The sequence below is a fragment of the Mesorhizobium sp. C395A genome (assembly GCF_030323205.1).
Classification (GTDB): domain Bacteria; phylum Pseudomonadota; class Alphaproteobacteria; order Rhizobiales; family Rhizobiaceae; genus Mesorhizobium.
The window spans coordinates 5,860,221-5,874,485 of record NZ_CP100473.1 but is presented as its reverse complement, the minus strand read 5'-3'; the positions used below and the strand labels follow the sequence as shown (position 1 = coordinate 5,874,485).

Annotated in this window: 11 protein-coding genes and 1 pseudogene; 7 read left to right on the top strand and 5 right to left on the bottom strand. The window is 59.2% G+C overall.

All coding sequences use genetic code 11. From position 1 onward, the window contains the following. Nucleotides 1-28: 28 nt before the first annotated feature. The 4 genes from NLY37_RS28440 to NLY37_RS28430 all read left to right on the top strand — a co-directional run bounded on the left by NLY37_RS28440 (nucleotide 29) and on the right by NLY37_RS28430 (nucleotide 3,574). Entirely contained in the window at nucleotides 29-283 is a 255-nt protein-coding gene (locus tag NLY37_RS28440; protein ID WP_023671853.1) for a hypothetical protein, read from the top strand. 827 nt (nucleotides 284-1,110) lie between these two features. Next, nucleotides 1,111-1,362 (top strand): hypothetical protein, encoded by a 252-nt coding sequence (locus NLY37_RS30860; protein WP_353621607.1) that lies wholly within the window; start codon nucleotides 1,111-1,113, stop codon nucleotides 1,360-1,362. Nucleotides 1,363-1,759: 397 nt separating this feature from the next. Next, the gene (locus tag NLY37_RS30855) at nucleotides 1,760-1,969 is read left to right on the top strand and encodes an insulinase family protein (RefSeq protein WP_023743344.1); all 210 of its coding nucleotides are present in this window, start codon (nucleotides 1,760-1,762) and stop codon (nucleotides 1,967-1,969) included. A 147-nt stretch (nucleotides 1,970-2,116) separates the two neighbouring features. After that, the gene (locus NLY37_RS28430) at nucleotides 2,117-3,574 is read left to right on the top strand and encodes an NAD-dependent succinate-semialdehyde dehydrogenase (RefSeq protein WP_198024966.1); all 1,458 of its coding nucleotides are present in this window, start codon (nucleotides 2,117-2,119) and stop codon (nucleotides 3,572-3,574) included. A 787-nt stretch (nucleotides 3,575-4,361) separates the two neighbouring features. Here the strand turns inward: NLY37_RS28430 and NLY37_RS28425 are convergent. The 5 genes from NLY37_RS28425 to NLY37_RS28405 all read right to left on the bottom strand — a co-directional run bounded on the left by NLY37_RS28425 (nucleotide 4,362) and on the right by NLY37_RS28405 (nucleotide 9,661). Then, nucleotides 4,362-6,365 (bottom strand): class I tRNA ligase family protein, encoded by a 2,004-nt coding sequence (locus NLY37_RS28425; RefSeq protein ID WP_023743347.1) that lies wholly within the window; start codon nucleotides 6,363-6,365, stop codon nucleotides 4,362-4,364. 324 nt (nucleotides 6,366-6,689) lie between these two features. Further along, a complete protein-coding gene (locus tag NLY37_RS28420; RefSeq protein WP_023743348.1) occupies nucleotides 6,690-7,469 on the bottom strand; it encodes a phytanoyl-CoA dioxygenase family protein in 780 nt (259 codons plus the stop codon). A gap of 63 nt (nucleotides 7,470-7,532) precedes the next feature. After that, complete coding sequence (locus tag NLY37_RS28415; RefSeq protein WP_031246658.1) at nucleotides 7,533-7,967, bottom strand: hypothetical protein; 435 nt, start codon at nucleotides 7,965-7,967, stop codon at nucleotides 7,533-7,535. Beyond that, complete coding sequence (locus tag NLY37_RS28410; RefSeq protein WP_023743349.1) at nucleotides 7,964-9,268, bottom strand: lysine N(6)-hydroxylase/L-ornithine N(5)-oxygenase family protein; 1,305 nt, start codon at nucleotides 9,266-9,268, stop codon at nucleotides 7,964-7,966. The genes NLY37_RS28415 and NLY37_RS28410 overlap by 4 nt, the downstream gene beginning before the upstream one ends. 60 nt (nucleotides 9,269-9,328) lie before the next feature. Then, nucleotides 9,329-9,661, bottom strand: a complete 333-nt coding sequence (locus NLY37_RS28405; protein WP_156933994.1) for a hypothetical protein — start codon at nucleotides 9,659-9,661, stop codon at nucleotides 9,329-9,331. A 391-nt stretch (nucleotides 9,662-10,052) separates the two neighbouring features. Between NLY37_RS28405 and NLY37_RS28400 the strand changes: the two are divergent. The 3 genes and pseudogenes from NLY37_RS28400 (at nucleotide 10,053) to NLY37_RS28390 (ending at nucleotide 13,825) form a co-directional block, all read left to right on the top strand. Then, a pseudogene (locus tag NLY37_RS28400) lies at nucleotides 10,053-11,251 on the top strand (IS256 family transposase). Nucleotides 11,252-12,764: 1,513 nt separating this feature from the next. After that, nucleotides 12,765-13,400 (top strand): OmpW/AlkL family protein, encoded by a 636-nt coding sequence (locus tag NLY37_RS28395; protein WP_280938697.1) that lies wholly within the window; start codon nucleotides 12,765-12,767, stop codon nucleotides 13,398-13,400. 164 nt (nucleotides 13,401-13,564) lie between these two features. Then, nucleotides 13,565-13,825 carry an amino acid kinase family protein gene (locus tag NLY37_RS28390; protein WP_023743405.1) on the top strand — a complete coding sequence of 87 codons (261 nt, stop codon included), beginning with the start codon at nucleotides 13,565-13,567 and terminating at the stop codon, nucleotides 13,823-13,825. Nucleotides 13,826-14,265: the final 440 nt, after the last annotated feature.

Genomic DNA, 14,265 nt, shown 5'->3' with positions numbered 1-14,265 from the left:
GCTTGGAAGCGCTTTAAGGAGTTTCGAGTTGGACTGTTTCAAGAGGGTCGAGGGGTTGATCGATGCGACCAGCGTGGAAGCGATCGATAGCGCGCGCGTTTTGCTGGACCAGTTCAAGGGCAAGTCAGAAACAATCGCCCAAGCGATTGACGACTTCCTGCTTGATTTCATGACCTTGCTGTTTGTGGTAGAAGCCACCCGCGAGCAGTTCCACAATCCGGCGAGGCGGTTAGCGCGCATCAGGTTGAGCAAGGTAAGGCTGTTACTCACGCGATGCTCTTGACCTAAGCGACCACTCGCCAGGGTGCATTTGCAGCCGAGCGCACCAGGCGGTATTTTATGCACATGAAATCATCGCGACCGCTAAATTCTGCTGTTTGGTTCCCATGGACGACGGCAAGCGCGGACAGCTTCCGTGCTGCTGTCCTGCAGCGGCAAATGTGCTGCATGCCCCCATCCAAGGCGAGCTCGACGTTTGTTTCTTACGTTGACCAAGGTCCCGCGAAAACACTCCCCTTTCCGCAGCAACTCATCACTGTTCAACCGCCTCGCGGCAGGCCATCACGCCAGAAGACAGCAACGGCATCGCTTTTCCCGCCCAGTCCTACGACCTCGTTTTCCAGCGCCTCGCGAATGTCGCCACCCGCCGTTTTTTTTCAGGTCCGTCTTCGCGCGCGAGCTGGGTCCGCGCCCACTTAGCTACGCTGCTCACGCCTCTACCCTTCAGCACCGCCCGGTCTGACTGTCGAGGACATCGGTCCGCTGGAGCGACAACATTTCAATTCTGACCGTCGGTGCAGCGGCCTTCGAAGCGCATCCCGTCCCCCTTCCCCAGCAGCGCGCCCAATCGTCTTCCAATGAAGAAGAGTATTCTCAGCCGTGCTCGCGTCGCCTTCAGCCCTGTTCGATGGCCCACAATGTCGGATGCACAACATGTCAGACTGACTTGTCCACATGCCTCGAATGTTTTCTGATCTGGCACGGTGCATGCGTGGTCGTCCGCAAGGCGTCGCGGATCAAGGAAAATCCCTCCAATGACCATCCCCCAAGAACACCGCCGCCGGTCTCCTGGGCTCATCCCAAGATGAGGCTCGAGTGAGCCCTGGCCGCATGATTCATCTGGCTCGACCTGCCCGCGATCCTCCCACGGGATCGAAGACGCAGCCCGTTCATGAAAATGAGGAACAAATCACTGCCTCGAAACTTGCCTTTCCAACCGGAGCCATCGATCACCCCCTGGCTGCGCAAGCCGTTCACTGCCACCGCCCTGGCCTGGCGACGACCGCTCCGGCTCTGGCCGCCACCGACGGCGGCAAGATTACGGATTTCCTGCTCGATGATGGCATGGAACGGTCGACATGACCCCGCGCAAATCGTCACTGATATGATCTGGCACAAGGTCCGCAGCGCCGACGAGCCACCGGGCAAACCCGAACTTGCCCCTTCCCTCGAGCGTCTGATCTTCAGGGGGACGCCCAACCGGGCCGACAGCGAGTTCGACGGAGCCGTCTCAGTCAGCGGCCACAATACCGCCCTCACCGACTATAAATCGCTTTGGGCGAGATGATGGGCTTCGAGGCCGATCGCATGTTCAACCTCATTCTCAACGACGATGATATCGAGACCGAGCGAAACGTGATCCTGGAGGAGCGCCGTTGGCGCAGAGAGACGGACCCTCAGGTCTGGTGGACGAGGAGGTCAACGCGACGTTGCGGCCAATCAGCCCTACCGCATTCGGGTCAACGGCTGGAGGCAGGAGATGGAGAAGCTGGACGGCACCGACGCATTCACGATCTCCAACGAATACCGCCGACCGAACAACGCCGTGCTGGTGGTGGCCGGCGACGCAGAGCCTGAGACGGTGAAGGCGCTGGCAGCGAAGACCTATGGCAAGTTGCGCGCGGGCCGGACCTGCCACCGCGCAACCGACCGTCGAGCCCGACTAGTAGAACCGCTAAGCGTCTTGTAGCGTATTCTCCCTCCCACTTGGGTACCGTGGTCTGCTAGCTGTATGGCCGAGGCCCTATAAGGAACCTTTACGTCCGGAATACACACCCCGCCTGCTATATACACCTGCTGCGTTGAGGAGGAATCCGGTATTGCCCTGTGCCCGCCGATGATCCGTCACCTGCGATCCCCTGACCTGTTTGGACCCATCGATCGCCTGCCGGCACTTGGCACGCGGATGGGCGAGCGGACATTTGAGGTTCTCAACCCGTCGACCGGCGAAGTGCTGGCAGAACTACCCGATATGGGTGTCGAGGAGACATGCGCTGCGATCGACAAGGCCTATGTCGCGCAGCCTGGATGGGCAGGGTTTACCGCACGTGAGCGCAGCGACGTTCTATGGCGATGGCATCAGTTGATCATCGACCACGCCGACGATCTCGCTGCAATTCTCACTGCGGAGATGGGCAAGCCGCTTGCGGAAGCCAAATCGGAGATATCGCATGCTGCGGCGTATCTGCAATGGTATGCCGAGGAGGCAAATCGGGTCTATGGCGAGACGATCTCCGCACCATCGGCCGACCGCCGAATGTTGGTGATCAAGCAGCCCATCGGGGTCGTCGGCACGATAACGCCATGGAATTTCCCGGCCTCGATGGTGGCGCGCAAAATCTCCCCAGCCTTGGCGGCGGGCTGCACGATCGTCCTCAAGCCCGCTGAACAGACGCCGCTCGTGGCTGGAGCAATGTTCGCCCTCGCCCATCAGGCAGGCTTTCCCGAAGGCGTCGTCAATCTGATCTATGCATCCGAAGCTGACGCGGTCGGCCGCGAACTTTGCACAAATCCCAAGGTCCGCAAGATCAGCTTCACCGGGTCTACTGAGATCGGGCGCCTACTCATGCGCCAGTGCTCGGCCCAGATCAAAAAAGTCAGCCTAGAGCTCGGCGGCAATGCACCTTTCATCGTCTTCGATGACGCCGATATCGATGCCGCGGTTAACGGTGCGATCCAGGCGAAGTACCGCAATGCCGGCCAGACCTGCGTTTCAGCGAACCGCCTTTACGTCCAGTCGGGCGTTCACGACGAGTTCGTCGAGAAATTCGTTGAACGGGCTCGCCAACTTCAAGTTGGTGACGGTTTCGCGCTCGGAGTGGACATAGGACCCCTCATCGACAAGAAGGCTTTGGCCAAGATTGAATCCCATATTGCCGATGCCGTAGCTAAAGGCGGCGCGATTCGATGCGGGGGCAAACGCATCGGCACGAATGGCACGTTTTTCCAACCAACGGTCCTGACCGGTGTCACCAGCGAGATGACCGTCGCGCGCGAAGAGACATTCGGGCCGCTCGCACCGATTATTCGCTTCAAAGATGCGGATCAGGTCGTGCGTGATGCCAATGAAACGATCTACGGCCTCGCGGCCTATTTTTATGCCTCCAACCTGAAGCGTGTTTGGCGTGTCGCCGAGGCCTTGGAATACGGAATGGTGGGGGTAAATACCGGCCGGATGTCTTCGGAAGCGGCGCCGTTCGGTGGGATAAAACAGTCCGGCATCGGGCGGGAGGGATCCCGCCATGGGCTCGAGGATTACCTCGAAATGAAATATCTCTGCATGGGCGGCATCTGAAGCATCGGCTTGCACAGGCGGGCTACCTAGCGAGCGATCTCCAACATGTGAATTGTAGAATCGCTCCTCAATTAGGGCGGTCCATACCCGAGCAAACACGCAATCCTGAGGAGCACCCTAATAATTTAGGGATCTATCTCTCCTGCGACAAGCGTCTGCATTTCGGCGAAGACCTCGTGAATGTTAAGGAGGATACGCTTGCGATTTGGCGGCCCTAGCCGAATAACTTCAGACGAAGGGCTGTGCGTTGCGCGGGTCTGATTGGAAGCTTGTGCACCATGCCGGATCCTGAACGCTGGTTGTGAGCAATATCCGGACCCGAATTTGAACCTGCTACATTCCGATTGTCAGTAGCTCAGTTGTTCTTCGGCTGAATGCCGCGTCGGTACAGTCTCGGACAGAATAGAAGATAACATCACGCAGGCATTCGCATTCACATTGGTGATCGGCGCACGTTCCAGGGCGCCAGGTTGACCAAGCGGGTCGAATCGCATGACAGCCTTGACCGGCTGGAGGACGGAATCCCGATGCCGCAGAGGTTAGTCAGCGCAGTCGAGCCCACACGGCATTGCGGCACGAACAGCAAGGGCTGGAAGCGATCGGCCGAGCGGTCCTCGAAGCCGCGGGCCAGGGTTGTCGACGACACGTTGGTTCAGGTCCGCTAATCTGGTCTCTACCGTTTGATAGCGGCTTGGTCGCCCCAGTGACAGCATATTTGGCATTGTCGGCTTTGGTTGCCGCGCAGATCTGGTCGAGATTGGGATAGCTCACTGGTGCACCTTCGGGCTCATAGTGCTACCTCCTCATCGAGATGAGGATTGCCGGATTTGGCGTAGAACACCAACACGGGTCTAAGATCAAAGCGGGCCCCGGGCGCAAGGCGCTGGACGGACCGGGGCCATGTTTCGGTCGAGACGCCATCGATGCCTCGCGCCAGCGTTCTGGCGAAGCGGGGCATCAGCGGAGCGAGTGTCGGTGCCAGGATCGCAGCGGCCGTCGTCTGAAGGGCCAGCGAAGTCCGATTGCGGGCGGGATAGAAACGTCGGGCCGCCGTATAGTCTCGCGCCCCACGGTAGATCACACAATCGCGCACGAAATCACAGACCTGAGCGGCCGCGCGCCGAACCGAGAAGCCTTCGTCCGAATAGGCGCGCTCCATCGCAGCGCGATAGGTCTCTATCCGAGCAAAGAAGGCGCGGTCAACCGGGCTCCAGTCGCCTGCATCGGGTACATGGCCGGCAAAATCCTGTTTGATTTCCTGGTTCAACGCCTCAAGCCACTTCAGCCAGATCCTTTGGAACACCTCGTTCTCGGTGCGGCGCAGCGCGTCCAGCGTGAAATCCGTCCGCTCACCTTCTGGGCGTGTCAGGCCCAAATGGAGGCGCACGACGTCGACTGTCTTTGGGCTCAGAACCTCCTTGCCCCAGACCGCATGGCGGCAGCTGGTTGAAAACTTCTTGCCGTCGAGCAGGTAGAACTCGTTGACGTGATAGCGGATGCGTGGCGCCCAGTGGGAGAAGACCTCGGCGTAAAGAGCGGGGTAGAGTAGCGCGTGGTAGAACGAATTGTCGAAGCCGAAGAAATGGACAATCTGCCAGTCGTTGCCGGGCATCTCCGCCTTCCAGTCGCGACCCATCGAGCGGCCGAGCGCCTGGATGTTGTACAGAAAACCGAATGCCATCTCCGGCCACGCCCAGATCACTTGGCCCGGGAACCCCTCGGCCGGCAGGCCCCAGTCCGAGGGGTGGGTAATGGGCACTGAAAAGTCGCCGCGTTCGCGTAGGCGCGCGAAGAGATCCAAGATCCGTAGCGGGATGCCCGACGCCCTTAGATGCCGATCGATATTGTCGTAGCATTGGTCCATGGCAAGTTCCGGACGGCGGAGGGAGCCGACCAGCGGCGCCTCGGCAGACTGCCGTGACCGCGCTGCACCTAAGTCGTGGCAAAGGTTTGGGGCACCGCATTCCTCGCAGATGTTGCCAGCGGCGGAGCCGCCGCAATCGGGGCAGAGGCCGCCAACATCCGGCTCGTAAAGATAGTGGCCTGTCACAGCATCGAAAAGCGCAGGGCTCTGGCGCAAATCTACCGCCGCGCTGCTCAGAAGACTCCGGAAACACGCGGCTTGGAACTCGCCGTAACCGTCATCGCCCATTGTGGCTTGGAAGCTGTGGACGTCACAATCGAGAAGTGCAAGCGTGGCGCGAATCTCGTCGGCGTAGTAGCGCGCCACGTTTGCAGGCGTCGATTGATTGGCATCGGCGCGTGTCGCGACGTAGCTCTGGTGATCGTCGCTTCCGGTCAGGTGATAGGCCTCGGCTCCTTTCATGCGCAGGAAACGAGTATAGACGTCAGCGCCGAAATAGGGGCCAGAAAGATGCCCCAGATGCAGATCGCCATTTGGCGTTGGCGGCGCTGAGAAGACGAAGGTCGGCCCGCGTGGTGCCGTGATCTTTGCAGCGACATGAAGGGCGGCCTCGCCATCACGCCAGTAGACATCGACGAAATCTAGGTCTTTGTTCCCGTCGTTGCGCAGCACATGCGCTTCAAAAGGGTGGAACAGAACGACATCGCCGGCCTCGACCGAGATTTCCCCAAGGTCGGTCCTGACCTTGCCCGCACCAGACAGGATCACGAAGGCCTCGATTTCGTCGTGCCGATGGGGCTCGGATGTGACCCCGGGTCCAACCTTTCCGAACGAAAACCCCGTGCGAGCACTGCCCGTTCCAAGCGTGGCCGTGTCGATACCGAACGCTCGCGACAGCTCCGTTCGAGAAAACGTGTATTTGCGCATGACAACGAACCTAAGCTGTTGAAGAGTGGGACGGACCTTCGGCTGCCAACGAACAGCCTCAAGTGCACTTCATGGAGAGAAACGGCAGCCCGACCCGTTGGCGGCCCGGCCAGGATAGTGCAGCTCTGGGCCGGCAGGCGGGCGACCAAGGGGGGCGCTAGGTCGGGCTGTAGGCACACAGAAGGCCGCCTGTGACCCCTCCACAATCCACGTGCCAAAGCGTCCGATGCTCCGCTAGCCCGCAAATCAGACCGCCATACCGTCCGCGCATTTCGTGAGCGGTCGATCAGTTTCGTGTGCATGCCTCCGCCTGGCTGCGTGAGCTCAATCGCGATAGAAGATGCCATTTGGGGGCTTGAGATTGTCGAGATCGGCCACTTTGCCCTCGGGCGGGTTAAGGGCGCGCTTAAGCACGTTATATTCAGCGCGGGTCGGCCCACCGGTTGAGGCACGCTGGAACACCAAGTAGAGTGTGCGCCGAGAACGATTGCTTTTGTTCGGTCGTGAGTAGTGCGGTGCGTAATCGTCGAAGATGAAGATGTCGCCAGCCTTCCATACTACGGGTTCCCAGGAGAACGTTTCGGCGACTTGAGGATCGATCACCCCACCGGCATCCATGGGGAACACCCCCTTCTTGTGGTTGCCGGGGCTGAAGAAAAGCCCGCCGTTTTCCGGGTCGGAGTCGTCGATGCCTATGGCAACCACCGCATGGACCATCCGGTCGGGGAGTTTGTGTGGAATGTGATAAATGTCCTGATGCGGGAGATAGCCGCCGCTGTCGGGGTAGTGGAAAATAAGCAACTCCTTGAGCCTGCGCGAATCTTCTCCAAGCAAATCATCGACTGCTGACTTTATGCGCTGATCTGCTAATAGCAAACGACGCAATGGATCATGGTAGTCGAGAAAATTCTCGATCTTGGATATGATCTTTCGATTGTCCGTCGTCTTCTCGAACCACATGAGCCATTTATCATCGCTGACGTCCCAGCGTGACACATCTTCGACAAAATCAGAGATATCTTCCTGAGCCGCTGGCGCAAAGAAACTTTCGAGCCTGACGTATCCGTCTTTCTGCCACTTGTCTCTTTGTGTATCAGTCAACATGCGAAAAGCCTCCTGTTGGAAAGACTGGTTGGTCGGACCCCAATTAGGGCAGTCGGGCGCTGGCTAGTTGCGGTCCACGGAGACGCCCACGCATGGGACGGCGATGCTAAGTGCGTTCCGCTCCGACGGATTTTGTCCGGAGAAGCTCGGCGCGAGACTGCCTATGTCATGCTCGGCCGGGTCCAGGGCTTCGGTAAACTGGGCCGGATCAACCGCTTCACCCGGTCCAGCCACGACACGCATCGCTAAAGGCTGGCACCATCCGCTGACCGCCGACCCAGCCATAGCCGCCAAGACCACGGCGCTCTTTCGAGTGCGCGACCTGGTACGGCCTTGACAACGGTAGGGGAAATGCACGCCCCCAGAATAATGCGATGCGCCGCTTGGTCCAAGAACTTGTTCGGTCACGATGATTTCGGAGAAGCCTCCGGCCTTCGCAGCGGAGGCGGACATAATTCCCAGGATGCCACCGCCGATGATCAGAAGTTTACGAGTCATATCCCGCTGCCCATTTCTTCGGCTACGGGGGCGGGCCAGCTCTCGATCGAGGTATGGCTGATGAAGCCAGGATGCTCGGGGTTTGCCCATGGCGCGCGCCCAAGAAGGCTATCGAGGATGCGGCGCGCGCGCCAGGCCAGCAGGCTTAGGTTCGGATCGGCCAGGCCGCGCTGCCCGATGCTCGCGTTTTGTACGAAGATGCGTCTGTCACGCGGTCCGTCCCAGCTCACCGAAAAATCGTCGCGAATAGCTAATTCATTGTCGATATGCTCCAGCCGGTGCTCGATGGGTTCCAAGAAGTCTGGCATCGCGTTCTCGTAACCGGTGGCCAGGATGACGATGTCAGCCGTGACTTCTTCGACCTCGATCATGCCGTGCTGGAGGGTCAGCCTGTGACCGGCGCCGGCGTTGATGCAGCGCGAGACGGTGCAGCCCGGCCGCAGTGTGATGTCGGATCGGTTTGGCTCGAAAAATGCGTGGCGGTAGAGCGCCTGATAGATCGCGCGCAACGTGCTTTCAGAAATGCCGTCCGAGGCAAGCACGAAACGCCGCAGGAGCAGCTTGCGTTGCGACTCGCTCATCGCCGCGAAACGATCCGAAAAGCAGGGCATGAACAACTCGTTTGTGAACGGGCTGTTGTCCAGAGGCAGATAGTTTTCGCGCTGCGAGACCCAAGTGATCGAGGCAGGCCGCCGTTCTTTCGGCAGGCCGATAAGATGCAACATCACCTCGGCTCCCGATTGTCCTCCGCCGACCACGCAGACATGCTTTCTCCGCACCTCAGGGTGGATGTGCAGTAAAACAGATGAGTGGAACAGGTTGCGTCCAGTCCAGCCCTGGAACTGAGGCGGAATTTGCGCCTGCTTGCCAATGCCGACCACGACGTCTCTGGCGCCGAGAACCGCTTTATCCGTCCGCACCCGAAACTCGCCGTCAAAGCGGGTTTCGCGCACTGTCTCGCCGCCTCGCACAAGTGGGTTCCTGTGGAAGACCCAGTTCAGGTATTGTTCGAACTCCACTCTGAGCACGGCTTCGAACTGTGCGTTCAGGAAGTGATACAGACGCCCGTTCTCGTGCAGGAAGTTTACGAAAGTGTAGGCTGATCGCGGATTCACTAGAGTAACCAGGTCCTTGAAGTGGCTGACCTGGAGCTCCGAGGAATCGAATGCACTGCCTGGATGCCAGCGGAAGTCGACCTGCCGATCCAGGAACACCGCCCCTTTCCCAACTTGCTCGTGTAGCTGACACGCAAGGCTCAAATTGGACGGGCCAGCACCGATCCCAACGCAAGATAACTCCACTGCTTCCTCCTATAGAGTCTTCCCACTAAGCGGCTTGTTGGCGGCGAATATCGGCCGCAGTCACTGGACCCCCTCGCGGACGTTCGGAGCACCGGTCCCGACCGGGTTTGCGAGAATTTGTCCAGCGCGTTCGCGTCGTCGAATGTAGGCCGGAGCATTCCAGCGCGGTGAAATCGAGGGGTCAGGCCGGCGACGTGGGGCAACGAAGTATGTCTTTCCGTTCGTCTGGATGCCCGCGTCGCCGTCACGCGAGACGCTTTGCGGGCCGATTAAGGTGTTTGAAGCCGGCGCAATCGCCGGCCCGACCATGACGCGCCGGCCTTTCGGCGGCTTGATGGCAGGCGAGAGCGCGGTGTTCACTACGGCGACGGCATTTTCGGTGCGCATGATCATGGACGACGTCTCGCTGATGCCTTCGCAGAGTCCCATGCATGGGCCGTGCCAGAGAAGAAAACTTTATTAAACAATGGGTTGGCGGTCTACAATCCTGTCGGAAATCTGACATTGAGGGGGACGCCTACCGGCGGCGCCCGATTGCAAGTCGATGTCGCCTTTTCCGAAATAGCTAATCGGGCACCTTCTGCACCAGAATACTTCTCTTATGGAGACCAGCACGAAGCCTTCATGAACGGACAGTCACAATCTGGGGTCGTGTCCCATCAGGTGGTGTAGCTCGGCGGTAGCGAAGCCGCTCACGAGCGCGCCGTTAGTAGTGTGGGTGGTCATCGGCGCTTTCCCGGTAGGGTTTGGTTGTTGACGCCAACCCATTTCGGAAGGACCACCGATGACCGACGACATGATGAACCTGCGCACGCTCGTGGAGAAGACCCCGGATGCCGATCTGCTGCGGGAGATGATCGGCTTTGCCGCCGAGCGACTGATGGAAATGGAGGTGGGCGCGGCCACCGGCGCCAGCTATGGCGAGAAGAACCCGCTGCGGCTCGCCCAGCGCAATGGCTACCGCGACCGGGACTGGGAGACGCGGGCCGGCACGGTCGAGCTGCGCATCCCGAAGCTCAGGAAGGGAAGCTACTTCCCAGGTTTCCTCGAACCGCGCCGCATGGCCGAGAAGGCGCTAACCGCCGTCATCCAGGAAGCTTATGTGCAAGGCATCTCGACCCGGTCGGTTGACGACCTGGTCAAGGCCATGGGTATGAGCGGCATATCCAAGAGCCAGGTCTCGCGGCTGTGCGAGGAGATCGACGGGAAGGTGAAGGCCTTCCTCGAGCGGCCGATCGAGGGCGATTGGCCATACCTGTGGATCGACGCCACTTACCTGAAGGTCCGCCGCGGTGGGCGGATCGTCTCGGTCGCCGTTATCATCGCCGTCGGCGTCAACGCGGACGGCCGGCGCGAGGTACTGGGCATGGAGATTGGCACCTCGGAGGCCGAGCCGATCTGGACAGAGTTCCTGCGCAAGCTGACACGTCGCGGCCTGCGCGGCGTCAAGCTCGTTGTCTCCGATGCTCACGAAGGCCTCAAGGCGGCCGTCACCAAGGTGCTGTGCGCGACATGGCAGAGGTGCCGCGTCCACTTCATGAGGAACGTGCTGGCCCATGCCGGCAAGAGCGGCCGCAGGGTCGTCTCAGCCTTCATCGCCACCGCTTTCGCCCAGGAAACGCCCGAGGCCGCGTCCGTACAATGGCGCGCCGTCGCCGACCAGATCCGGCCGAAGGTGCCGAAGCTGGCGACAATCATGGACGACGCCGAGCCCGACGTGCTGGCCTACATGACCTTCCCCAAGGAACATCGCGCCAAGCTCCACTCGACCAATCCGATCGAACGTCTCAACGGCGAGATCAAGCGGCGCACCGAGGTCGTCGGAATCTTCCGAACGACGGTGCGATCGTGCGCCTCGTCGGCGCAATCCTGCTCGAACAGAACGATGAATGGGCAGTGCAGCGGGCCAGATATATGACTCTGGAAACGATCAGCCAGATGAGCGATGATCCCCTGATCAGCCTGCCAGCCGTGGCGCGCTGATCAGCCCGGCCCATGCCGGAGAGCACGGCGACTAATGCCGCCAGCTACACCACGCCGCGGGACACGATCCCCAAGCTGGTGTCTCTGCCGGATTGCGATATGCCTTCTCCCATCGAGATCGGCAGTTGCAAAAGCTGCCAGATCCTTCGCCCTATCAACGCCGTTGCACTTGCCCGATCCCGACATCCTCGGAGGCCGTGATCATCAAAAGTGACGCAATCTCATGTCCGCCGCTAGGCCGCTCTCATGGGGAAGCAAATCTCTATATTGGTGAAGGATCGATGCTCTTAATTAGGTGGTTGCGGATGGGCGCATGCCCAGACCTAAGCGCACAATGATTGCGCGATATGGGACCGACACCCGGAAGAATTGCGTATGACCACTCTGCCGGTTCCAAAAGCACGTGCGCCATTCGGTCCCTGAGACTCAATCCAGGCGGAGGGATAGGGCCGCAAAGCAGTCTTTTGCGCGCCGGCCGGTGGGCCAAGATGGAGCCATTGTAACTCAGTTATTGATCATCGCCGCCGCGGAGTCCTCAGGCTGTGCCGCGCCCGACGCCGGCGACCGTAGTGGTCGTCGAGCGCCCCGTCGCCGATGTCGATCCGAAGCTCGGCCAGTCTCGCGGTGAGCTTCACTGCTTATTCCGCAGTGCCCACCGAGTTCGCACAGGAGTTCTTATCAGGCGGTCATGGCTGCATTCCTTGTCGGATCTTCGACGATGTCGGACATAAGATATAGCGCCATCAGGGGATCACATTGTTATGAAACGATTTTCTCATGTGGCACGAGTCCTGCGATGCTGTCAGCAAAACGCGCTGCGGCAAGGACTGAGGAGAAATCATGCCATGATCAAGCTCACCGAACATGCGGGCGCAGCGGCAAAAAAACAAAGCTCTCCCGAGCCTAAGGAGAACCTTGATATTGTTTTCCAGTCGAATGCCCCAGACAAGGATTCCTATCTTTGGCTCGAAGATCTAGGACGAGAACGGACACTTGCCTGGGCCGCCAGCCAGCCGGTTAGAACGCTGGGGCACTTCGGTGGAACACAGTCGATCGCGAGGCGACGCCCTGATAGCGATCTCCGACTGTCCCGACAAGGTTCCCGTGTTCATGCGTCGCTGTCAGTACCTCTACAGTTCTGGCAAGAAGGCCGGAAATCCGCGCGCACCGTGGGGCCGGCACCACCATTGCCGCTACGCCGATCCTGCTCGCCACCACGAAGCGGGCCGAACGCGCCCACCCGGGCCAGGCGCGAAAGACGGCCGCGAAGCTGCAGGCCTTTGGTTATCCCGCTTACTTCTAAGTGAGTACAGCTCGATGATTGCGAGCACGGCGCAAATAGAGCGTGCGGTCCCACGCACACTGCGCATGAGCGCTCCGCCAATCTGTCGCAACTCGAGCAAGACTTGTCGTAGTTCAGTGCATCATTTCTGAAGAGCAAGGAGACGATATCATGGCGAGAAACAAAATCCGCATCGCGCGGGGAGTAACAGCGGCCGTTGTCCTCATCGTGATGAGACAGCAGGCCGTCGCGGCGGACCTTGCGCAAGCGGCTAGCGTCCCGAAGGCAGGAGCCTCGGTCACGGAAGCGCCAAGCCCTTGGCAGATCCGGCTGCGTGCGTTGGGGGTCATCACTGAGGATTCGGGTTACGTCAATGCGGTGCCCGGCTCTGGTCTTTCATATTCGGACACAGTGACGCCGGAACTCGATATCTCCTATTTCTTCACGGACAACATCGCTGCCGAGCTCATTCTCGGCACCACCTATGCAAACATCAACGGTCAAGGAACGATCGGAGGGCTTGGCGATATCGGCAAGGTTTGGCTGCTGCCGCCTACGCTCACATTGCAGTATCATTTTGCCGATCTCGGCGCTTTCAAGCCCTATGTTGGCGCCGGCGTGAACTACACGATTTTCTATAACCAGGATGCCGCCAGCGCCAACACTCTCAAGGTTAAGAACACGTTCGGCACAGCGCTGCAGGTCGGGTTCGACTACATGGTGGATCAGCACTGGGGCGTCAACTTCGACGTGAAGAAGCTTTTCCTGAAGCCAGACTTCGACGTCACGGTGGACGGCGCGAAGCTGACGGGCAAGGCCGAGCTCGATCCCTGGTTAATAGGCGCAGGTGTCACCTACCGGTTCTGATAGCGAAAGGCGAAGAAGGCTTGTTGAAAATCTGGACCACGAAGTAAGCGCCCCCTTGGGCAGCCGACCTGAAATGAAGGGCGCATCGTGCGAGCTTAGGCCGCGACGCTTAGGAAAGGTGGGATTGGAGGGCGTGTCTTCACATCTAGAGTAGTGCAGCAACATTGAACGGCAGCACCAACAAGCTCGATCCGATTGGCTTCGGCTCGTCGGTTATGGTGAAGATCGGCTCAGCACTGATCGGCGAGACGCTGATAGGGGATGTCGTCCGATTTTCCGCACTCGGGCATCAGATGATCATCGTCACCTCTGGTGCCGCCGCGGTCGGCTCAAGTCACTTCAACCATCTGGACAGATCTCTGCCAGTTGAGGAGAAACAAACGGCGGCCGCTATCGGTCAGGTTTCAACTCATGCGTGCCTATGAACAGAGTTTTGACCCCGCGCGCGCCCGCTCCGCCCATTTGAGGCACGCTGGCTGCACTTGGTTGCGTGCCGATCTCTCGCGGCTTCGCTCTGAAGCCCATCCGTTCAGGTGAAGACGCTATGATCGTGGATTTGAGGCCGTCCGGTTGTCAAAGCGTGGTGACTGCGCCGGATAGGGCTGAGATCGTGTCGGAAATGTCCAGCCGATTACCATCAGCATGAAATTCCGACGAGTTTAGGCTCATTTTTGTCAAGCGATTGCGCTCAAACAATGAGATAAATTATCTATATGTCTGCTTACGGCTTCGCAAATGTGACATAAATTCTATCTGACGACCAAATATGATAGTCGCGTTAAGGTGTTATATCTTTTCTTATTATGCTCTCGATTGCTTTATGCTCAAAATCATTTACTACTCTATCGAACGTCGCTAATTATTT

Coding starts and splice junctions, on each gene's coding strand:
- NLY37_RS30855 (WP_023743344.1), top strand. CDS start 1,760: ATGGAGAAGCTGGACGGCACCGACGCATTCACGATCTCCAACGAATAC.
- NLY37_RS28415 (WP_031246658.1), bottom strand. CDS start 7,967: ATGACTCGTAAACTTCTGATCATCGGCGGTGGCATCCTGGGAATTATG.
- NLY37_RS28420 (WP_023743348.1), bottom strand. CDS start 7,469: ATGTTGACTGATACACAAAGAGACAAGTGGCAGAAAGACGGATACGTC.
- NLY37_RS28430 (WP_198024966.1), top strand. CDS start 2,117: ATGATCCGTCACCTGCGATCCCCTGACCTGTTTGGACCCATCGATCGC.
- NLY37_RS28425 (WP_023743347.1), bottom strand. CDS start 6,365: ATGCGCAAATACACGTTTTCTCGAACGGAGCTGTCGCGAGCGTTCGGT.
- NLY37_RS28405 (WP_156933994.1), bottom strand. CDS start 9,661: ATGATCATGCGCACCGAAAATGCCGTCGCCGTAGTGAACACCGCGCTC.
- NLY37_RS28395 (WP_280938697.1), top strand. CDS start 12,765: ATGAGACAGCAGGCCGTCGCGGCGGACCTTGCGCAAGCGGCTAGCGTC.
- NLY37_RS30860 (WP_353621607.1), top strand. CDS start 1,111: ATGATTCATCTGGCTCGACCTGCCCGCGATCCTCCCACGGGATCGAAG.